General features: G+C 35.1%; 18 protein-coding genes and 1 riboswitch. Of the genes, 9 read left to right on the forward strand and 9 right to left on the reverse strand.

Annotated elements, in window-relative coordinates:
- Nucleotides 1-36: 36 nt before the first annotated feature.
- Nucleotides 37-765: a Cof-type HAD-IIB family hydrolase gene (locus ACFOY7_RS00345; RefSeq protein WP_390248235.1), complete on the reverse strand. Its 729-nt coding sequence runs from the start codon at nt 763-765 to the stop codon at nt 37-39.
- Between the two features lie 160 nt (nt 766-925).
- Between ACFOY7_RS00345 and ACFOY7_RS00350 the strand changes: the two genes are divergently transcribed.
- From ACFOY7_RS00350 to ACFOY7_RS00375, 6 genes are all read left to right on the forward strand, one after another.
- Nucleotides 926-1198 (forward strand): ACT domain-containing protein, encoded by a 273-nt coding sequence (locus tag ACFOY7_RS00350; protein WP_390248237.1) that lies wholly within the window; start codon nt 926-928, stop codon nt 1196-1198.
- Between the two features lie 15 nt (nt 1199-1213).
- Nucleotides 1214-2575 (forward strand): PFL family protein, encoded by a 1362-nt coding sequence (locus tag ACFOY7_RS00355; protein ID WP_390248239.1) that lies wholly within the window; start codon nt 1214-1216, stop codon nt 2573-2575.
- 116 nt (nt 2576-2691) lie between these two features.
- Nucleotides 2692-2798, forward strand: a riboswitch (SAM riboswitch).
- A 107-nt stretch (nt 2799-2905) separates the two neighbouring features.
- Nucleotides 2906-3931, forward strand: a complete 1026-nt coding sequence (locus tag ACFOY7_RS00360) for a methionine ABC transporter ATP-binding protein (RefSeq protein ID WP_390248241.1) — start codon at nt 2906-2908, stop codon at nt 3929-3931.
- Nucleotides 3924-4592, forward strand: coding sequence for a methionine ABC transporter permease (locus ACFOY7_RS00365; protein WP_390248243.1), 669 nt, complete (start codon nt 3924-3926; stop codon nt 4590-4592). The genes ACFOY7_RS00360 and ACFOY7_RS00365 overlap by 8 nt, the downstream gene beginning before the upstream one ends.
- A 29-nt stretch (nt 4593-4621) precedes the next feature.
- Nucleotides 4622-5464, forward strand: a complete 843-nt coding sequence (locus ACFOY7_RS00370) for a MetQ/NlpA family ABC transporter substrate-binding protein (RefSeq protein WP_390248245.1) — start codon at nt 4622-4624, stop codon at nt 5462-5464.
- A 229-nt stretch (nt 5465-5693) separates the two neighbouring features.
- A complete protein-coding gene (locus tag ACFOY7_RS00375; RefSeq protein WP_390248247.1) occupies nt 5694-6074 on the forward strand; it encodes an SLAP domain-containing protein in 381 nt (126 codons plus the stop codon).
- A 300-nt stretch (nt 6075-6374) separates the two neighbouring features.
- Here the strand turns inward: ACFOY7_RS00375 and ACFOY7_RS00380 are convergent, their stop codons facing one another.
- Together ACFOY7_RS00380 and ACFOY7_RS00385 are read right to left on the reverse strand one after the other, a co-directional pair.
- On the reverse strand, nt 6375-7970 hold the full coding sequence (locus tag ACFOY7_RS00380; protein ID WP_390248249.1) for an ABC transporter permease: 1596 nt from the start codon (nt 7968-7970) through the stop codon (nt 6375-6377).
- Nucleotides 7971-7985: 15 nt separating this feature from the next.
- Nucleotides 7986-8864, reverse strand: coding sequence for an ABC transporter ATP-binding protein (locus ACFOY7_RS00385; RefSeq protein ID WP_390248251.1), 879 nt, complete (start codon nt 8862-8864; stop codon nt 7986-7988).
- Between the two features lie 188 nt (nt 8865-9052).
- Between ACFOY7_RS00385 and ACFOY7_RS00390 the strand changes: the two genes are divergently transcribed.
- From ACFOY7_RS00390 to ACFOY7_RS00400, 3 genes are all read left to right on the forward strand, one after another.
- Complete coding sequence (locus ACFOY7_RS00390) at nt 9053-9637, forward strand: TetR/AcrR family transcriptional regulator (protein ID WP_390248253.1); 585 nt, start codon at nt 9053-9055, stop codon at nt 9635-9637.
- Nucleotides 9638-9673: 36 nt separating this feature from the next.
- The gene (locus tag ACFOY7_RS00395) at nt 9674-12115 is read left to right on the forward strand and encodes a sensor domain-containing protein (RefSeq protein ID WP_390248255.1); all 2442 of its coding nucleotides are present in this window, start codon (nt 9674-9676) and stop codon (nt 12113-12115) included.
- Between the two features lie 109 nt (nt 12116-12224).
- Complete coding sequence (locus ACFOY7_RS00400) at nt 12225-13943, forward strand: ABC transporter ATP-binding protein (protein WP_390248257.1); 1719 nt, start codon at nt 12225-12227, stop codon at nt 13941-13943.
- 111 nt (nt 13944-14054) lie between these two features.
- Here the strand turns inward: ACFOY7_RS00400 and ACFOY7_RS00405 are convergent, their stop codons facing one another.
- The 6 genes from ACFOY7_RS00405 to phoU form a co-directional block, all read right to left on the reverse strand.
- A complete protein-coding gene (locus ACFOY7_RS00405; protein WP_390248259.1) occupies nt 14055-15413 on the reverse strand; it encodes an MBL fold metallo-hydrolase in 1359 nt (452 codons plus the stop codon).
- Between the two features lie 59 nt (nt 15414-15472).
- Nucleotides 15473-16822 carry an ABC transporter substrate-binding protein gene (locus ACFOY7_RS00410; RefSeq protein ID WP_390248261.1) on the reverse strand — a complete coding sequence of 450 codons (1350 nt, stop codon included), beginning with the start codon at nt 16820-16822 and terminating at the stop codon, nt 15473-15475.
- A gap of 87 nt (nt 16823-16909) precedes the next feature.
- Entirely contained in the window at nt 16910-17734 is an 825-nt protein-coding gene (locus tag ACFOY7_RS00415) for a carbohydrate ABC transporter permease (RefSeq protein ID WP_390248263.1), read from the reverse strand.
- 15 nt (nt 17735-17749) lie between these two features.
- Entirely contained in the window at nt 17750-18643 is an 894-nt protein-coding gene (locus ACFOY7_RS00420) for a carbohydrate ABC transporter permease (protein ID WP_390248265.1), read from the reverse strand.
- Nucleotides 18609-19715: an ABC transporter ATP-binding protein gene (locus ACFOY7_RS00425; RefSeq protein WP_390248267.1), complete on the reverse strand. Its 1107-nt coding sequence runs from the start codon at nt 19713-19715 to the stop codon at nt 18609-18611. The genes ACFOY7_RS00420 and ACFOY7_RS00425 overlap by 35 nt, the downstream gene beginning before the upstream one ends.
- Nucleotides 19716-20217: 502 nt before the next feature.
- Entirely contained in the window at nt 20218-20877 is a 660-nt protein-coding gene (gene phoU / locus ACFOY7_RS00430) for a phosphate signaling complex protein PhoU (RefSeq protein WP_390248269.1), read from the reverse strand.
- Between the last annotated feature and the right edge of the window lie 22 nt (nt 20878-20899).

The following is a 20899-nucleotide window of genomic DNA, read 5'->3' on the forward strand; positions in this document are numbered from 1 at the left end:
AAGTAATTACATTCTATTTTCTGAAATTTCTGCATTTTATAACACAAATTGCTCAATTGCTCTTGCGATGCCATCTTCATCATTAGAGGCTGTAATCCAGTCTGCAACTTCTTTAACAGCTTCCTGCGCATTCCCCATTGCAACACCAATCCCAGCCTTTTCAATCATTTTAATATCATTTAAACTGTCGCCAGCTACCATTACCTGGTCCATAGTAATACCTAAACGGTCACATACTATTTCAATCGCTGCTGCTTTATTTACCCCGGCTGCATTCACTTCGATATTAGTTGGACTGGAATTACTTAATTCAATCTCATCCCATTCTCCCAATGTCTGCATTAATTTTTCTTTCACGTCTGGAGTTTCCGTATCAAAACCGAATTTTAACCATTCATGTGCATTAACATCTTCAGGTACTTCGCCTCGCCATATTTTATCAATGGATGACAGCCATGCCCATGTCTTGTGTTCTTCTTTTAGGGCAATAAGTTTTTCCATCACCTTCACATCTAATGTTTGTCTGGCAATCAATTCACCTGTCATTGTCCAAATTTCACTGCCATTCACTGTAATTAAATAATGAATGTCCAGTTCTTTTGCTATTTCAGAACTTGTTTGATAATGTCTGCCTGTTGAAATGATAACCTCAACACCTTTTTCACGCGCCTTTATAATTGCTTCCTTATTTGCTTCTGACACTTTGTGTTTCGTATTTAGTAACGTTCCATCCATATCTAATGCAATTAACCGAATGTCCTTCATTTAGAATCCTCCTTTACCCTTTTTATTTTATGTGATACCAACTAATTTAGCAAAAATGCGAAGGTTATTTCATGTTATAATGTGTATATTATAGCAACATGGTATTGATACTATGTTTATAATTTATATTGAGATTAAAGGAATTCATGAGGTGATTTATATGCAAAAACGAGCTGTAGTAAGTGTTGTTGGTAAAGATCAGGTTGGTATTATCGCCAAAGTTACAACCATCTTAGCAGAAAATAAAGTCAATATTTCTGACATTAGTCAAACGATCTTACAAGATTTCTTTACAATGATCATGCTGATTGATATTAATGATCCAAACAAGTTAAGTATACTTCAAAAAAATTTTGAACCTGTTGAACAAGAACTTGGACTTAAAATTAATATTCAATTAGAAGATGTTTTTCAAGCAATGCATCGTGTTTAATAAGGAGGAAGTTGAATGGCTATAGCTTTTACAGAAATCCAGGAAACCATACGGATGGTAGAAATGGAACATTTGGACATAAGAACAGTTACAATGGGTATTAGCCTCCGTGATTGTGCTGATCCTGACTTTTCTCAACTGAAAGAAAAGGTGTATAAGAAAATTACAACATATGCAAAAAATTTACAAACAACCGCAAATCAAGTCGCAGAAGAATATGGGGTTCCAATCATTAATAAAAGGATTGCCATTTCCCCTGTTGCTGAATTACTTGGAACTGCTTCAAAAGAACAAGCAGTTGAACTTGCTAAAACGTTGGATGATGCGGCAAAATATTTGAATATTGATTTTATTGGTGGTTATTCCGCATTAGTACATAAAGGCATCTCAAAAGGCGACCAAATCCTGTTAGATGCATTACCGGAAGCATTAAGCCAAACTGAAAGGGTTTGTGCATCTATCTCAGTTGCAACTACAAGAACTGGAATTAATATGGATGCTGTCGCACAAATGGGTAAGATCATTAAAAAAACGGCAGAATTGACAAAGGAACAAAACAGTATTGGGTGTGCCAAGTTAGTTGTTTTTTGTAACCCTGTTGAAGACAATCCATTTATGGCAGGTGCGTTTCATGGTGCAGGCGAGGGTGAAGCAGTACTAAGTGTAGGGGTTAGTGGCCCTGGTGTTGTTTTAAATGCATTAAGAAGGTATCCAGATGCAGACCTTGGCGAAGTTTCTGATGTGATTAAAAAAACGGCCTTCAAAATCACTAGAGCAGGAGAATTAATTGGACGGGTTGTTGCCGAACGCCTCAATGTACCATTTGGAATAATGGACCTGTCACTTGCTCCAACCAATGCAATGAATGATAGTGTTGCAGAAATTTTAGAAGAAATTGGACTAGAGCGTGTTGGTACACATGGTACAATAGCGGCCCTTGCTTTAATGAATGATGCGGTAAAAAAAGGCGGAGCAATGGCTAGTTCTTATGTTGGTGGTTTAAGCGGTGCTTTTATACCTGTAAGTGAAGACAATGGAATGATCCGCGGCATTGAAGATAATGCTCTTACACTTTCTAAGTTAGAGGCTATGACTTGTGTATGCTCTGTCGGTTTAGATATGATTGCATTAGATGGCAAGGCTAGCCCGGAAACACTTGGAGCAATAATCGCTGATGAAGCTGCAATTGGTATGATAAATAAAAAAACAACTGCTGTAAGAGTGATCCCGGTTATAGGGAAAGAAGCTGGTGAAGTTGTAGAGTTTGGTGGATTATTGGGGCGAGCTCCCATCATTGGTGTAAACCAGTTCAGTTCAGATAAACTCATCCAAAGAGGCGGGAGAATACCTGCACCAATCCAGGCATTAACCAATTAACTTTGATACAATAATATTGTTTAACTATTGGAATAATTAGATAATTCAAACTTTTTATTGTATTATTGACTAGTATTAAGAAAGATGCTATGATATCGACTAATGAAAAGAATAGACTCTTATCAAGAGAGGTGGAGGGACTGGCCCTATGAAACCCAGCAACCGTTAGAATTCGTTCTAAAAGGTGCTAATTCCACAAAGTGTATGCTTTGAAAGATAAGAGGACATCACGGGATACAATAGTCCTTTCTGTCCTCTTGTGCAGAAAGGACTTTTTTATGTTCTTTTCTAATTACTTGTCTTAACTTGCGAGGAAAGGAGTGGATTCAGTTGATTCAAATAAAAAACTTAAAGAAATTATATCAAACAAAGAAACAAAGTGTTCAAGCAGTGGATGATGTTTCTTTAACAATAAATCAAGGAGAGATCTTTGGTGTAATAGGGTACAGCGGTGCTGGTAAAAGTACATTTATCAGACTAATAAATCGATTAGAAGAACCCACTTCGGGATCTATTAAAATACATGATAAAGATATTACCAAAATGGCAGCGAATGAACTACGCATAAAACGTCAAAAAATTGGAATGATCTTTCAACATTTTAATTTACTGTGGTCAAGAACTGTCTTTGATAATATTGCATTCCCACTTGAAATTGCTGGTGTTTCAAAAGCAGAGGTAAAAAAGAAAGTTTCTGAACTTATTAATCTAGTAGGATTATCCGGTAAAGAAAATAGTTATCCATCACAATTAAGTGGTGGTCAAAAACAAAGAGTAGGTATTGCAAGAGCTTTAGCCAATGACCCGGAAGTCTTATTATGTGATGAAGCCACTTCTGCTCTCGATCCGGAAACGACAGATGATATCCTCGATTTGCTTGTTTCTATTAATCAAAAACTTGGTCTTACTATTATCCTGATTACTCACGAAATGCATGTAATTCAAAAGATTTGTCATCGTGTTGCTGTAATGGAGAATGGTAAAGTAGTGGAAACTGGCGAAGTACTAGATGTCTTTGTCCGACCGCAATCCAAAACGACGAAAAGATTTGTTCAGCAACTAAATCCATTAGAACATGAACAAGATAAATTAGCAGAATTTATTAATGACAGAAGCGATAGTGAAGTAATTAAACTTCATTTTATTGGAAAAGATACAAAGCGTGCACTAATTAGTGAAATCGCAAAAAATTTTACTGTAGAAGTAAACATACTACAAGGTTCCATTACCCCAACACAAGAAGGTTCGTTTGGGACATTATATATTGAATTAAATGGAGAAAGTGATGTTTTAACAAATACAATAAAATATATCAAAGATGCTGGAGTGGAAGTCGAGGTGTTAAAACATGCTTAACGAATGGTTTCCGAATGTTATTCCAGGAGATGTATGGGTTGCTACACAAGAAACATTGTATATGACAATCATTGCAGTTATTGGCACATTAATTTTAGGTATTTTATTAGGGTTGCTACTATTTTTAACAGATCAGGGAAACCTATGGGAAAACCGAATTATTAATTTTATTACAGCTCTAGTTGTTAATGTCTTCCGCGCCATCCCTTTCATCATATTAGTTTTGCTTTTATTCCCTTTTACCGATTTTTTAATCGGTACAATCAGAGGTTGGAAGGCTGCTTTACCTGCTCTAATTGTTGGAGCAGCTCCATTTTACGCAAGACTGGTTGAAATTGGATTAAAAGAAGTGGATAAAGGTGTGGTGGAAGCAGCTAAATCAATGGGAGCAAAAGCACATACGATAATATTTAAAGTCTTATTGCCAGAATCTATGCCTGCATTAATATCTGGTTTAACTGTCACAAGTATTGCATTGATAGGCTATACAGCAATGGCTGGTGTCATAGGCGCTGGAGGCTTAGGTGATTTGGCTTATATGAAAGGCTTTTTAAGAAGAGATTTTGATGTCGTACTATTGTGTACTATTCTTATCATTTTCCTTGTCTTCATCTTACAATTTATAGGTGATTTACTATCGAAAATGGTTGATAAAAGATAAATATAAAATAGTTGAAAGGATGATTTAAAATGAAAAAATTGTTAAGTTTATTATTAGCAACATTGTTATTTTTGGTATTAGCAGCATGCGGGAACTCCGAGAAGGAGGAAGCAACTGATGGGGAGAATGGGGATGAACCAGTTGCTATTACAGTTGGTGCTACTAGTGTTCCACATGCAGAACTATTGGAACAAGCTGTACCAATTCTTGCTGAGGAAGGAATTGAACTTACTGTTGAGACATATCAGGAATACACTTTCTTAAATGAAGATACTGATAATGGAACGATCGATGCTAACTATTTCCAACACATTCCTTACTTTGAAGGGCAAAAAGAAGAATTTGGTTTTGATATCGTTAATTTAGGCGGAATTCATATTGAGCCAATTGGGATATATTCTCAAGATATTACTAGCAAAGATGACATACCTGAAGGCACTGCTTTTATTATGAGCCGTAACGTACCAGATCACGGGAGAATTCTTACTCTTTTAGAAAAAGAAGGATTAATAACACTTGATGAGAATGTAGATAAGCAATCTGCTACTATTGAAGACATCGTAGATAACCCGTTAAATTTAGAATTTGATGTAAGTATTGACCCAGGTTTTCTTCCGGAGCTTTATGACAGAGAATCAAATGCACTGTTAGCGATTAATACAAACTATGCATTAGAAGCTGGACTAGTACCAACAGAAGATGCATTAATTCTCGAAGATACAGATTCACCTTACGTAAACATCATCGCTGCTCGCAGTGAAGATGAAAACAATGGAGCACTTCTAAGACTTGTAGAAGTATTGCGTTCAGAAGAAATTCAAAACTTTATTAACGAGGAATACCAAGGTTCCGTAATCCCGGTTACAGAATAAGTAAGAAGCAGGTGAATTTATCACCTGCTTTTTTATATCCATATTGTATTTGGTTTGACCGAATTGCTTTGTAAACATTAGATAGGAAAGCTCCCCTAACTCTCCAGCTGTAACTAAAATAGTTTCTTAAACCATTCACTTGATGTTAAACTGTTGAAGTAACTGTTACTAAATTATTCGAACATAGAATTTTTAAAGATAAATATATAAAAGGAACGGAGATAGGAATATGCAAAAACTAGTTCTTGAAAGTAAATGGGAGAAAACAATTAGCCCGCCAGATTTAGATTTTATCGAGAATGTATTTAATCAAACTAAAATAACAGTAAATGAGCAAATTAATTTCGTTCCCATTCGCTTTGCTGTAAATCACCGGGCGGATTTACTATGTACAACACTCATCCACAATTTTACTGATTCACCCCTGGATCTTAGAAAGATAGAAATCATTATTAAGAAAGGAGAAAAAATACTCACCAGCTACCTATTTGAAGAAGATCGCCTTCAGCTTGATGCGAAAACAAGCATGCCTTGGACTTTTATTTTTCCAAAACACACTTATAAAGAAAAAGAGTTAGATGGAGAGTTAACAATAGATTACAAGGGATAAAGAGTAGACGAAATAGTTACGAATTTATACAGCTCTTAAACGCAGTCAAATTATAAAGAAACAAGCGGAACAGCAAGGTTCCAAAGACCCCTGAAGAAGTAATTTTTGCTCTTGAGGAGTCTGTGGCCCGCAGCCGCATAAAACACTACGAAAGTGGTATATTGCTTGAAGAAATGTTGCACTTGTGCCCTTGGTGAAAGCAAATTATTTTGAACGAGCATTGATAGAGACTTTTCTACAAACAAATTATCCGACTAATTTTCAAGTGAATTAATCGAATTTAAAGAGCCAGCCTTTTTCTTAGCCCAATGCATCTCTTTTTTGATATCCGATAAAGCCAATTAGCCCCACTACTGCATCTATCAGGATCATTATCATGAATACTTCCCAGTTCCATTCATCAACAGGAAGTTGAGGAATATGGGCAAAGCTCGATAGATTCACTAACCATTCGGGTATTTCAAGTAATCCGCCCATATAAACAACAAAGAAGGAAAATGTTAAATATCCCCAAACAAACGGGATGGCTTTCGGTATCCAACCAAATAGGAATAACGCTAATGCAATTAAGAACAACATTGCTGGAAAATACACCATACCTGCTTTCATGAGATTTACTAATGGAATTGCCTCATTCATCACAGTCGATGAACTTACCCATAACCCATGAACAGCTAATAACAAGGAAACAATTCCTCCCAAAATGCTAATAATAAGATAAACACTAATTATCTTTGCTCTTGAATTTGTTCTTACTAACAAGTGTTCCAGACGTTCTTTTTTCTCTTCTCCTCGTATTTTTAAGAAAAATAGCAATGCAGGTACTGTTGAAAGGATTGCCAGAACAACCATCAGCATTGTTATAAACTGTTCTGTTAATGTATAATCGGGATTATTACCTAACATTTGCCGGATAACTTCATTATTTTCAAAAAATGACTCTAAATCTCCAAAAACGGATCCATATGATATACCCAGTAAAAACATTGCTATAAACCAAGAAATAATGGCTGTTCGTTGAATTCTTAATGCTAATCCCCCAGTAGTGGTTAAATACTTTGCAGCTCGCTCTTTCCCTTTTCGTGCTTTAATAAGACCAGCACCTACATCCCTTCGATTATTTAACCAAAACGCGAAAGCAATAAACACACAAAACAATAACAGGCTTAATATTACAGGCCACCATAAATTATTAACAAATACCTCTACTCTTAGCAAAAATCCTAATGGTGAGAACATACTAACAGTTTCATTACTAACATCTCCTATTGCCCGAACGAAATATGCTGCCATTAAGATCATCATCGAATAGCCAACAGATGCTCTAGCCGTCTCAGCAATTTGGGCAAATACAGCTGTCAGACCGGTGAATATTAGTCCGCCACATGTTAAGGTAACCCCATATAGAAGTGAGCCTTCTACATCCATTCCTTCTATTTTAAAAACAAGTAACCCAATTGAAACCAACATACCTATTACTATATTTAACAAGGAAGTGAATAAAATCGCCGCAGTTAATGGAGCCATTCGTCCCACGGGTAATGCACGGACTAATTCTAATTTACCATCTTCTTCTTCTGTTCTGGTTTGTTTTGTAACAATTAGTATGTTCATTATCGCCATCACGACTAAAGTGAATAGCAGCATTTGATGTGCCATCATTGCACCATTTGTATAATTATCAAGCCCGTAACCAGGTCCCACCATTGCCACCATCGCAGGGTTATCCATCGTTTGAGCAACAGCTTGCCTTTCTTGATCAGTTTTGTATAGTCCGCTATACGCGACAGCTGTAATAATGGTTATAAAAACAAGGGATGATATCCATAAAGAGAGACTCAATTTATTTTGTCGCAGTTTGAAATGAAATAAACGTGAAGTGGAATGAAAAACCAATAGCCTTACTCCTCTCTAGTCTTGGTAATGACGCATGAATAAGTCTTCCAATGTCGGTGGTGTACTTTCAATTTTTTTAATACAGAAGCTACTCAATTTAGACATGATTATTGCCAACTTATCTGAATCCACCTGAAAAGAATAGTTGTCACCCTTTTGCTGCACATCATAAATTCCTTCCCATGTCACCAGGTCAACTATTGGGGATGCTGTTGCTACCTCTAATTTTGTCCTCGTTAAATGCCGCAGCTCATCCAAAGTACCAGTCTCCACGATTTCCCCTTTACGAATGATCCCAACCCGATCACATAATTTTTCAACTTCTGATAAGATATGACTTGAGAGCAACACACACTTGCCTTCATTTTTCACTTCTTCAACACATTGTTGAAAAACTTGTTCCATCAGCGGATCTAATCCTGATGTCGGTTCATCCAAAATGAATAAATCTGCATTAGAAGCAAACGCAGCAATGAGAGCAACCTTTTGCCGATTTCCTTTCGAATAACTTCCACATTTTTTCTTACTATCTAGCTGAAATCGATCAATTAATTGATCTCTTTTCTTATTATCAACATTCCCTTTGAATCCAAGGAAAATATCAATCACTTCACCACCAGTTAAGTTCTCCCATAAATAAACATCACCAGGAACATAAGCAACTTTTTCATGAATCGCAACAGCATCTCTCCAGACGTCTTTGCCAAAAATAGTCGCTGTTCCTGATGTTCGTTTGAGAATACCTAACAAGATACGAATGGTTGTTGATTTTCCAGCACCGTTTGGTCCAATAAATCCAAACACTTCCCCTTCATTAACTTGTAAATGAATGTTATTTAGTACAATAAATGAACCGAATTTCTTAGATAATCCATTAATATTAACAATACTCATTATAACTACCTCCCCTTTTCAGTGGAAAACTAGACTTGCTCTAATTCTATAAATCAATAAAGTTTTGAAATATAACCCCTTATACATTTCATAATATACACTATCACCAGTGATTGCAAGATATTTTGAAATATTTAATTTGTTTTATTTCAAAATATCTTTTAAAATGAATTTGTGAGGTGAATAATATGGACGGATTTGAGAAAAGAACACAACTAAAACGCCAAAATATAAAAGAAGCAGCTTTAGACCTTTTTACTAGGAATGGTATTAAGAAAGTCTCTATATCTCAAATTGCAAAAGAGGCAAACGTTTCACAGGTGACGATTTACAACTATTTTGATAGTAAAGAGAATTTATTAAAAGAGGCAATGGAATACTATGTAGAAAAATCGTTTGAACACTATCAAAGACTATTAGATGCTTCTATTCCCTTCCCGGATAAAATCGAGAAAATGATATTTCAAAAAACAGAAATAACTGGAACTATCCATGAGGAAATTTATGCTTACTTTCTAGATAATTCAGAAGAACAAGCATCTTACCTAGAAAAAATTTATCAAGAGAAGTCTGTTCCTTTTTTTCAGCAATTGATTTCAGAAGGGAAAGAATCAGGTTTTATAAGAGAAGATTTATCAGAAAATGCTATACTATTGTTCCTCCACATGTTCAATGATTATATGCAAAAGAAAGATTTATCTGAAATTTTACTCCCCATAACTGAAGATATTATGCATTTATTCTTTTATGGTATAATGGGTAAAAGAAATTGATCTACATTTAACAATAGAGTTAAGGGAGTGTCAATTGTGGCATCAACAGACCTTTCACCATTCCAATTCCCGGAATTTATAACAATATTTGACCATATTCCTGATCCTATTTTGATAGCAGAACTAAAAACAGACGGTTCGATAGTTATTGTTGCTGCAAATAAATCTGCGGTCAGCCATTTTGGCTATTCTAAAAATGAACTACTCCAAATGAGGCCAGAGAATATTATTGATAAAGAAGTATGGCAACAATTAAACGATATCCATTTATTGTTGGAGAAAAAATATGTAAAAACAGAATCTGTTCATGTAAATAAAGATGGTAATAAAATACCTGTCTCAGTAAGCATTCAATTAGTGAGTTTAGGCAGTGATAGGACAATAATCATTAATAGTTTTCAAAATATATCGGATAAAAAAAATATAGAGACATTATTAGAAACAACTGATCAGCAACTGCAATCCCTCTTCAAATATAATCCTGACATTATCTTCATGCTCGATAAAGATGGTAACTTTATTAATGTCAATCCAGCAATCGAGGCTATTTTGAAATATAAAGCAGATGAATTATTGCAAAAAAATTATACTGAATTTATCCATCCTACTGATTTAGAAAGAACAAATCAAGAATTTAATAACGTATTAAATCAGCAGACCATCCAGACAAAATTAAAAGTAGTGGACCACCTTGATCAGACATTGCAATTGGACATAACTGCTGTCCCTATTATTGTTAATAATGCGGTGGAAGGCGTGATAGGTGTAGCACGTGATATAACGAAAGAAAGAGAAATGAGAGAAAAATTACTCATTAGCGAGCAGCGTTATCGCTCAGTTCTTGAAAATAATATCGATGCCGTATTATCATTTGATCTGCAAGGAAAATTTACATATGTGAACGAAGCCACAGAGAAGATGATGGGCTATACAGAAGAAGAGCTTAAAGGACAACCATTCATGGAATATATTGTACCAGAGGAACAAGCAAGAACGAGAAGTGAGTATAGTAAAGTATTAAAAGGCAATGCCATTCAATATGAAACTTGCATGATCAATAAACAAAAAGAACGCGTATACTTACATGTTACTGTTATCCCGATTGTTGTTAACGAGAATGTAACAGGGGTTCATTGTATCGGGAAGGATATTACTGAAAACAAACAGTTAGAAGAAAAACTAAACTATATGGCATACCATGATTATTTAACACAATTACCTAACCAACATTACTTTCATTACAGATTGAAAGAAATGCTCCAAACTGCAGAACAAAACAATTCGCAGTTCTCTGTCTTTTTCATTGACCTTGACCGCTTTAAAATAATCAACGATTCTTTAGGGCATGATTATGGAGATATTTTATTAAAAAATGTCGCCAATAGGTTAAAGAAGCACATTCCTTCTAATGCTAGTTTATTCCGATACGGTGGTGATGAATTCATTATATTACTAGAGGATAGTACTCTAGAAAAAGCAACAAATTTTGCAAAAGCTATAGTGTATCAATTAACCCAGCCTTATGAATTAGATGGGATGGATATTGTAGCAACTCCAAGTATTGGTATCAGTATGTATCCTGCTGATGGAAAAGATCGAAAAACACTAATCAAAAAAGCGGATAATGCGATGTATCATGTGAAAAGAACCGGCAAAAGCAATTATCAATTTTATAGTGACTCCACCCATAGTAAAATAATCGGAAATATTGAACTTGAATCATTATTGCGCAAAGCTATTGATCGCAATGAATTTTCTCTATTTTATCAACCGCAAATCGAAACAAAAAGTAATAATATATATGGTGCTGAGGCTCTTATCAGGTGGCATAATCAAGAACTGGGTTTAATTTCTCCTGGTGAATTTATTCCAATAGCTGAAGAAACAGGCTTGATCGTCCCTATTGGAGAATGGGTAATTAAAGAAGCCTGCCATCAAAATAAAAGATGGCAAGATATCGGATTCCCTAAATTCCCTGTATCTGTAAATTTATCAATCCGTCAATTTTTCCAGACTGATCTCACAGAGGTTATTGGAAGTATTATCCAAGAGAGTGGATTAGATCCCCAATTTTTAGAATTGGAAATAACTGAATCTATGGCAATGGATACCGAGGTCTCTTCTATTATATTAAAAGATCTTAAGAAATTGGGGGTAAAGATTGCTATGGATGATTTCGGTACAGGGTATAGTTCACTAAGCAATATAAAGAAGTTCCCAATCGATCATTTGAAGATAGATCAATCTTTTGTTAAAGATCTTTCCATAAACATTGATGATAGAGATATTGTGGCAACAATTATTATGCTTGCACACAATTTAAAAATTAAGACAATTGCTGAAGGTGTAGAAACAAGTGATCATGTTCAATTTTTGAAACGTTATAATTGTAATGTACTACAAGGATATCATTTTAGCAGACCATTACCTGCATTAGAGTTCGAAAAATGGCTAAGAAAATGGAATAAAAATAATTGAAACATTTAGGAACCATGATCGTACATTAAACTATGATCATGGTTTTTATTTAGGCTGTTTTTCCAGGTTCATTCAAAAATAGCTCTTATATAACAAAGGAGAAGTGATAATGAAAAAGAATAAATTTCTGAGTCTTCTGTTATCTACAAACATTCCTAAACTCGCCCTGACAGTCGGTTTAATTGGCGGATTGATCACAACGTTCGTTGGCCTAACCGTTCCATTATTGACAAGAGAAATTGTTGATGGCTTTGATTCAAGTTCAATAAATCTTATGATCATATTTGCCATAATTATCGTTCTAATTATACAAGCACTTTTTGACGGAATTTCTACATATGCACTGGCATTTGTCGGGCAAAAAATTGTCGCCAGTTTACGTGAGAAGATGTGGAATAAATTTATTCAATTACCAGTTTCTTATTTCGACAAAAACAAAAGCGGGGAATCAGTCAGCCGTGTAGTAAATGATACAAGTATTGTAAAAGACTTAATTACACAACACTTCCCACAATTTGTAACAGGCTTAATTACTATAATAGGTTCCATTATCATTCTCCTGATTATGGATTGGAAAATGACACTGCTCATGCTTATTTCCGTCCCCATCGCTGTTGCAATTCTCATACCACTTGGCAGTAGAATGTCAAAAATCTCACGCGGATTGCAAGATGAAACAGCTAACTTTTCCGGAAGTGTTCAACAAACACTTGCAGAAATCCGTTTAATGAAAGCATCCAACGCAGAAAACTTCGAAACTAAAAAAGGTTTTATGAATATTGATAAGTTATTTAAATTTGGCTTAAAAGAAGCAAGATTATTTGCTTTAGTTGGACCAACTATGTATTTAATCAATATGCTTGTAGTTGCATTGATTATTGGCTATGGTGGGATTCGTGTTGCAGAAGGATCTATGTCAACTGGTTCTTTAGTGGCATTCCTTCTTTATCTTTTTCAAATTATTTTCCCTATTACCTCTTTCGCCATGTTTTTTACACAATTACAAAAAGCTCAAGGCGCTACCGAACGAATTTTGGAGATACTCGATTTAAATATTGAAGAGCCGAAGTCAGGAAAAATAATGAATATTACGGATCACGAAATTCATTTTGATAAAGTATCTTTTAGTTATGATCAATCAGATAAAGTGTTAAAAGAAATATCTTTTAAAGTGGAGCCAGGTTCAATGGTTGCATTTGCTGGTCCAAGTGGTGGCGGGAAGACAACCATATTTGGATTGTTAGAACAATTCTATCAACCTGATTCAGGAGAAATTAGAATTGGCAATACCCCTATTCGTGAGCTGTCGTTGCAATCTTGGCGCAGTCAGATTGGATATGTTTCACAAGATAGCCCGATGATGGCAGGGACTATTAGAGAAAATCTATCCTACGGCCTCGATATACAAGCAAATGTATCAGATGATCGTTTATGGGAAGTTGCCGAAATGGCATACGCTGATCAATTCATAAAGGAATTTCCGGATGGATTAGACACTGAGGTTGGGGAACGTGGAGTGAAATTATCTGGTGGACAAAGACAACGAATTGCCATTGCACGAGCATTTTTGCGTAACCCTAAAATATTAATGATGGATGAAGCAACAGCAAGCTTAGACAGCCAATCTGAAGCAATTGTCCAGAAGGCTCTAACCCGCTTAATGGAAGGAAGAACAACACTTGTTATTGCCCATAGGCTCTCTACTATTATTGATGCAGATAATATTGTATTTATCGAGAAAGGAGAAGTGACAGGTATTGGATCGCATAAAGAATTGGTTGAAGAACATTCTCTTTACAAGGAATTCGCCCAACAGCAATTGACTTGATTCATTTAGCTGTCTCCAAATTATTAACTTAACAGGAAATTGCAAATTTATTGCCAGAAAGTTTCATTACCGTATAACAAACCAGTTTTGTATGGAGAGAGTATAGCATATTTAGCTATACTCTTTTAATTCATTATCATGAAAATAGTAAGTTTTCTTTGCTTTCGGGAAAAATACTGGCTGGTTTTTATCTTTTGGTATAACTAATTCTGGATAGTGACTATGCCATGGGATCACTAAGTTCGGGTTAACCCTTGCAATAATGTCCAATATATCTTTTTCCGTCGCATGACCGGATACATTTAATGACTGATACTGAATCTCTAAGTGGCTTAATAATGCGAGTAATCGATCATAGTTGGGATCAAAACTGCCTAATGGCATACCATTAGAATGAAGATATATTGCATCTTTCACTCTTAGATCTAATAGGTTCATGATATAATGAAAACTCGATTGAACAAGAAATTCACCTGGGTTTTCATTTAAGGTGGTGTTTGTAATAAGTGGATATTTCTTCATTAAAGTTTGTTTCCATTCTTTGTCATAATTCATTCTTTCATTATAAAAAATAGATAAATTATCTATTTCTAATAATTGATCCACAATATAGGCAGTCTCCACTTCAAAAACAACTTTTCTACCTGCATCATTCGCAGCATCAATAAACTGTTGTACTCTATCTAAATTTGTATGATATATATTGAATAATGCCAACTCATCTTTGTCTATTATCATATCTGCAACTTGCTTTCGAATAGCTTTTTCATTCTGTAATGAAGCCTCTGTTTTTGACTCAGATGGCTGAAAAGATGTTCCTTCAATTAACAATATATTAATATCTATTTTCTCCATATAATCCAGCATAGTTTCATTATATTCGACATGGTTACCATGCATTCTAATATCTCCAGAATAGAGGATTGTTAGATCAGGAGTTTCAATAAGTAAAGCCATTGCACCAAAAACATCATGATCTGTTTGAAATGCCATCACTTTAATTTGTCCTATTTGGATCACTTCCTGATAATTTAAACCAGTTACTTCTCGTTTCCTGTAAAAAGGCTGGTCTGTCTTACAAAATGCCTGATATAGCTTTTTACTATCGTTAGACATATATACTGGTATAGCTGGCGCAATTGTATCTATTGCACCAATATGATCTAAGTGGATATGTGATATGAAAACTGCTGTATTTCCGTAGTCTGTTGGATTCAATGGTTGCAGATTTTCTATGTATTGAATATCTTCCTCAGAGTAAATTCCATCAATTGCTGGAATCATACCTAATTTAAGCATGTCTGCAACATAATTTCCGGGTGATCTTGTTGATTTATTTAATAAAGAGCTCTTCGGATCATACACTAATCCAAAATCAAAAATGATTCGGTCATTTCCATAACACAACTCTACGATATTCCCTCCTATTGTTTTTAATCCGCTCCAGAAAGTCATAGTTGTTCTAGTCATTTATATATTCCTCCATAAATATGTAATAGAAAAGACAGGGGTTTGCCCTGCCTTTTTTGTTATTTTTGTAATGCTTCGTTTGCTCGATCTTGGGCGCTTTGTAATCCTTCTTCTACTGATTTTTCACCTAATAAAATTAACTCTGTTTCTTCTAACACAATATTACGTACTGCATCTCCACCTTGAACTCGTGCAATAAAGAAGCCTGCATCGAATTGTTGAGGACCTGCCTCATATTCAGGATTCTCTTCTACAAACGCTTGATACTCAGAAGTTTCCTGAGCAGAATAGCGAACAGGTAAATAACCTGATTTCATTGACCATTCTGCAGTTACTTCCGGACTAGTTAAAAACTTCATAAATTCCCATGCTGCTTTTTGTTCAGCTTCTTCTGCTTGGTTGAACATAACAATATCATTTCCTGCAAATGATGTAGCAGCTTCTCCATCTAATGTTGGGAAGGTAGTCGCACTCCATTCAATATTTCCCTCGGCAGCAGATCCAACGTGTGGTATACCTGCAGATGAACCGATATACATTGCTACATCACCGCGACCGAATGGATTAGACATATAATCATCTTCTCCAGCTGTTCGTGCAATACCTTCATCAATCATATCTTTCATCATCGTCATTGCTTTAATTCCTTCTTCAGAAGCAAACTGCGCTTCACTTGTAGCTTCATCAATATAAGTTCCGCCTAATTGTTTTAAGATTGCTTGAAATTCGGCTTCATAAGAATTCTCGAATCCCATTCCAACTACACCGTCACCAGTTACTGTTTCTGCAATATTACGAATATCCGCCCAAGTTTCTGGTACTTCTAAATTATGTTCTTCTAATAAACCAGTATTATAGAATAAAATTCTAGTACTCTTACTGAACGGTAAGCTGTAGTAAGTACCATCCCAACTACTTGATTCTTTAAAAACATCAACATAATCTGCTAGTTCCTCGTCTGATAATCCAATTTCCTCATCTTCAATAAAGTCATTTAAAGGAGAAACAAAATCATTCCCAATATATTCTGGTACAACATTTGTTACAGCTTGCGCTAACGTTGGTAATGATTTCGCTTTAGCTGCCGCCATAATTTTTTGTTCTAAATCATCGTAGCTTCCTTGATTAACAGGTGTTACTGTAATATTTTCATGTTCACTATTAAATTGCTCCACAAACTCTTTAATTGCTTCCTCGTGAGGACCACTCATTGCATGCCAAAAATCTACTTCTACCGGTTCTGATGAAGCTTCCTCTGTTTCTGTACCTTCATCAGTATTTTCTGTAGATTCTTGCTCTGTTTCTTCCTCATTCGCTTCCGCTCCATTTGTCTCTTCATTACCACCACATGCCGCAAGTAACAACATAAAAAATATACCGACTACACCTAACATCCAAAACTTCTTCAATTAAAATTCCCCCATATCATTTATTATTTTCAGAAAAATGAAGTACAACGTAAATCATGTTTTGTTGAGCAATCACCCCCTAAAAATTTATCCTTTTAAGCCTGTCCTGGCTACACCAGCAACAATGTATTTTTGCATAATGAAAAATAAGATAAGCATTGGCAAGATAACCATTGAAGATGCTGCCATCAGTAGCTCATATTTTATACCTGCTTCTGTAGTAAATGCAGACAAACCAACAGGCAGTGTTCGTAATTCCTGAGAATTCGTAACTATTATTGGCCATAAGAAAGCATTCCAACTATTAATTACTTTTAATAGTGCTACAGTGATTAATGCTGGTTTAGCTAAAGGTGCCATGACATACCAAAGAAATTTAAATTCACTGCAGCCATCTACTTTCGCAGCAAAAGATAACTCTTTCGGTATACCTAAAAAATATTGTCGTAATAAGAATATTGCAAAAACACTTGCAGTCCATGGAATAATTAAAGCACTATATGTATCAATCCAGCCCAAGTTAGACAAAGTTACAAAGTTTGGAATTAAAAGTACTTCACTTGGAACCATCATTGTGCCGAGTAATACAGCAAAAACAATATCCCTGCCATAAAACTGGATTCGAGAAAAGGCATATGCTGCTAGTATTGTTGTTATTAATTCTCCAATTGTACTAACAATAGTCACGATTACACTATTAATAAAATAACGATCAAATGGAGCAACTCTCATTGCTTCCGTGAAATTTTCAAATTTCCATTCAGCAGGCACCCAAACCGGCGGCATTGCCATTACTTCATTTGGTGCTTTTAATGATGTACTAATCATCCAAACGAACGGGAGGAGCATCAATACAGCACCTAGCGATAACAAAATGTAGATAGTAGTACGAGATAAAGCTGACTTGACCAAAATCGAAACCTCCCATTATTGATAGTGTACAAATTTTTTTCCAAGGCTTAGTTGAATTAAAGTAAACAGAAATACGATAATAAACAACACAAAAGCTGCTGCAGAAGCCAAGCCGAATTCCCATTCTTCATAAAACTTCTGATATACATAATAAACAACTGTCAATGTACTATTTGCCGGTCCTGGTCTGCCGTTAAACAGTGCGAATATTTCATCAAATACTTTAAATGCATTAATAATTGATATGATCGAGATAAAAAACATTGTCGGCGATAATAGTGGTAAAGTGACAGATAAAAAACGGTGCCACCCTGATGCCCCATCTACTTGAGCCGCTAAATAATATTGTTTATTAATATTTTGTAAGCCAGCCAGAAAAATAATAATATTAAAACCGAGCCCCTTCCATATACTCAAGATAATAAGTGCTGGCATCGAATAGGCTGGATCTGTCAGCCATTGGATTGGATCAATTCCAAACAATCCGAGAAAGTAGTTCAATAGGCCATAATCTGAGTGAAATATCCAACTCCATACAATAGCAACAGCTACAACTGATGTAACAAACGGTAAAAAGTATATCGTGCGAAAAAAGCTTAGTGCTTTAATTTTAGAATTAAGCAAAATAGCAATCGCTAATGAGAGAACAATAGATATTGGAACAACACCAATTACAAAAACCGTTGTATTAATTACTGCTTTCAGAAAATTGGGATCTTTAAATATTTGAATAAAATTACTGAGTCCATATTTGTAAACAACATCATTATAGAAGTCATAATCCGTATATAAGCTCATTAAAAAAGATTTAATAATCGGATAAATGTTGAAAGTAATCAAAATGATTAGAGCAGGTAATAAATAGAGAAGTGCTCTAAGCGTATTGTTCCATGTCGGCTTGTCCATCATTTGAATTGCCCCTCTCAAGATTTGCCCCATTTTCCACATCAAAATAATGAATGTACTCCTGATTGATTCCAAGATGACATTGATCGCCAACATTAATGTCTATTGATGGATCAATCAGCGCTCTAATCGTTACTTCCCCTATTTGTACTCTAATCAGTGTGTCCCTTCCGATTGTCTCCAAATGAATAACTTCACCTGTAATGAATGCATCCTCTTTATTTGTTACATATAAGTTTTCCGGTCTTAAACCTAGTTGAATTCTTTCTTTCTCATGGTTCACAGGTATTTTTACTATTTGCGAACTGTTCATCAGCTCAAAAGTTCTTGGCTTTTCTGTCTTTTTAATCTGTAAAAAATTGATTGGCGGATTCCCTAAGAAAGCTGCGGTAAAAGAATTAATTGGTTTTCGATACATCTCCTGCGGGGCACTATCTTGTTGCAGCAATCCACCTTTCATCAACATTACTCGATCAGAAATACTTAAGGCCTCTTCCTGATCATGGGTAACGAAGATAGCTGTTATGCCTACTTCTTGTTGAATCCTTCTAATCTCTTCTCTCATTTCCAGTCTTAATCTAGCATCCAAATTCGATAATGGTTCATCCAGTAACAGCAATTTTGGCTTTTTAACTAATGCTCTAGCAATAGCAACTCTTTGTTGCTGCCCACCAGAAAGTTGACCTGGTTTTCTATCAACCAGATGACCAATCTGTACAAGGTTAGCCATTTCAATAGCTCTCTCTTTCGCTTCTTTTTTTGGTACTTTTTGCATGCGAAGTGGAAACATAATATTTTTCAAGACAGAGAGATGGGGATATAATGCATAATTCTGAAATACCATTCCTATCTCTCTTTTTTCTGCATCTAACTTCGTAACATTCTTTTCACCAAAATATATATCACCACTTGTTGGCTTATAGAGACCTGCAAGTAACATTAATGTAGTACTTTTCCCACATCCACTTGGGCCAAGCAATGAGACAAGTTCTCCATCTTTAATAGTGGTTGATAGACGATTCACTGCAGTAATATCTTCAAATTCCATTGTTAAATTGTCCAAATAGACATCCATAGGTTTACCTCCATCTGTCTTTACTCTATAAGACGATCATACCAAATGATTGTTAAGTGGCTGTAAATATAATGTAATTTTATAGTTCATATTGTTTACTTTCTGTAAATAGTATGGTATGTTATAATCTTGACCTTATACTATTTTCACCTATCATATCTATATATGGATTGGTTGTTTATACTATTTAAAAATACTGATCCCACTATAAAACCGGTTATAACCCTCTATGTCCTTTAATTAATGATAGATTAGCTGATAAATCCTAAACATGATAAAAGCACAGAGTAAGTAATGTAACATTATTAATACATTAGTGGACAAACTTATTTTACATACTGCTGAAAGAATCATAAGTCACCTTGTATTTGAGCGCTTAACCTCTCCTTTTATACATCACTCTTTCTAACCATATAAAAAAACGATAGAATAATGGATTATCCATTATTCTATCGTTTAAAGCCTTACTATTTTTATAAAAATAATTCCGTTCACTATAGCATTATAAATTTAAATCCAATGACTTTCCTTTTACTAAATATGTCACGTCTTCACCAATGTTTGTAGCATGGTCTCCAATTCGTTCAACATATCTGCCGCTGAAAGCCATTTGCATAACATGTTGAATACTTTCAGGCTCAGTTGCAGTTACTTCTAATAGCTCCCTTAACATTGTTGAATACATATTATCTAATATATCGTCAAGCTCTGCTAGTTTTCTAGCCAAAGATATGTCCTCATTTTCATAAGCTCTGATTGCAAGATCGATCATGTCACTTGCAATAGCTTCCATTTCCTTTATTGAAGGATGAACAGTGATTCCATGGTTTTCTCCTAAATGAGTGGTAGATTTCGCAATGTTTTTCGCATTATCTGCCATTCGCTCTAAGTCACTGGAGATTCGGAGCGCAACAATTAAACGTCTTAAATCTGTCGCAACCGGTTGTTGCCTAGCGATCAATACAACAGCTTCTTCGTTAATTTGTAAATCCAATTTATCCAAGTCTTTGTCGTTTTGGATTATTTCTCGTGCCCTTTTTACATCACATTCATACAATGCTTTTACAGCAAGTTTTAATTGCTCTTTCGTTTTCTTTGCTAGTCCTATTATTAATTGTTCTATATGTTTTAACTCACTTTCAAAGCTCTCTCTTCCGACCATCTTACACTTCCTTTCTCTGTTT

It is taken from the genome of Gracilibacillus xinjiangensis (genome assembly GCF_042651765.1).
GTDB classification, from domain to species: Bacteria; Bacillota; Bacilli; order Bacillales; family Amphibacillaceae; genus Gracilibacillus; species Gracilibacillus xinjiangensis.

Excerpts from the sequence above, each read along its gene's own strand:
- ACFOY7_RS00345 (WP_390248235.1), bottom strand. The coding sequence starts at position 765 with ATGAAGGACATTCGGTTAATTGCATTAGATATGGATGGAACGTTACTA.
- ACFOY7_RS00350 (WP_390248237.1), top strand. The coding sequence starts at position 926 with ATGCAAAAACGAGCTGTAGTAAGTGTTGTTGGTAAAGATCAGGTTGGT.
- ACFOY7_RS00355 (WP_390248239.1), top strand. The coding sequence starts at position 1,214 with ATGGCTATAGCTTTTACAGAAATCCAGGAAACCATACGGATGGTAGAA.
- ACFOY7_RS00365 (WP_390248243.1), top strand. The coding sequence starts at position 3,924 with ATGCTTAACGAATGGTTTCCGAATGTTATTCCAGGAGATGTATGGGTT.
- ACFOY7_RS00370 (WP_390248245.1), top strand. The coding sequence starts at position 4,622 with ATGAAAAAATTGTTAAGTTTATTATTAGCAACATTGTTATTTTTGGTA.
- ACFOY7_RS00375 (WP_390248247.1), top strand. The coding sequence starts at position 5,694 with ATGCAAAAACTAGTTCTTGAAAGTAAATGGGAGAAAACAATTAGCCCG.
- ACFOY7_RS00385 (WP_390248251.1), bottom strand. The coding sequence starts at position 8,864 with ATGAGTATTGTTAATATTAATGGATTATCTAAGAAATTCGGTTCATTT.
- ACFOY7_RS00390 (WP_390248253.1), top strand. The coding sequence starts at position 9,053 with ATGGACGGATTTGAGAAAAGAACACAACTAAAACGCCAAAATATAAAA.
- ACFOY7_RS00400 (WP_390248257.1), top strand. The coding sequence starts at position 12,225 with ATGAAAAAGAATAAATTTCTGAGTCTTCTGTTATCTACAAACATTCCT.
- ACFOY7_RS00405 (WP_390248259.1), bottom strand. The coding sequence starts at position 15,413 with ATGACTAGAACAACTATGACTTTCTGGAGCGGATTAAAAACAATAGGA.
- ACFOY7_RS00420 (WP_390248265.1), bottom strand. The coding sequence starts at position 18,643 with ATGATGGACAAGCCGACATGGAACAATACGCTTAGAGCACTTCTCTAT.
- ACFOY7_RS00425 (WP_390248267.1), bottom strand. The coding sequence starts at position 19,715 with ATGGATGTCTATTTGGACAATTTAACAATGGAATTTGAAGATATTACT.
- phoU (WP_390248269.1), bottom strand. The coding sequence starts at position 20,877 with ATGGTCGGAAGAGAGAGCTTTGAAAGTGAGTTAAAACATATAGAACAA.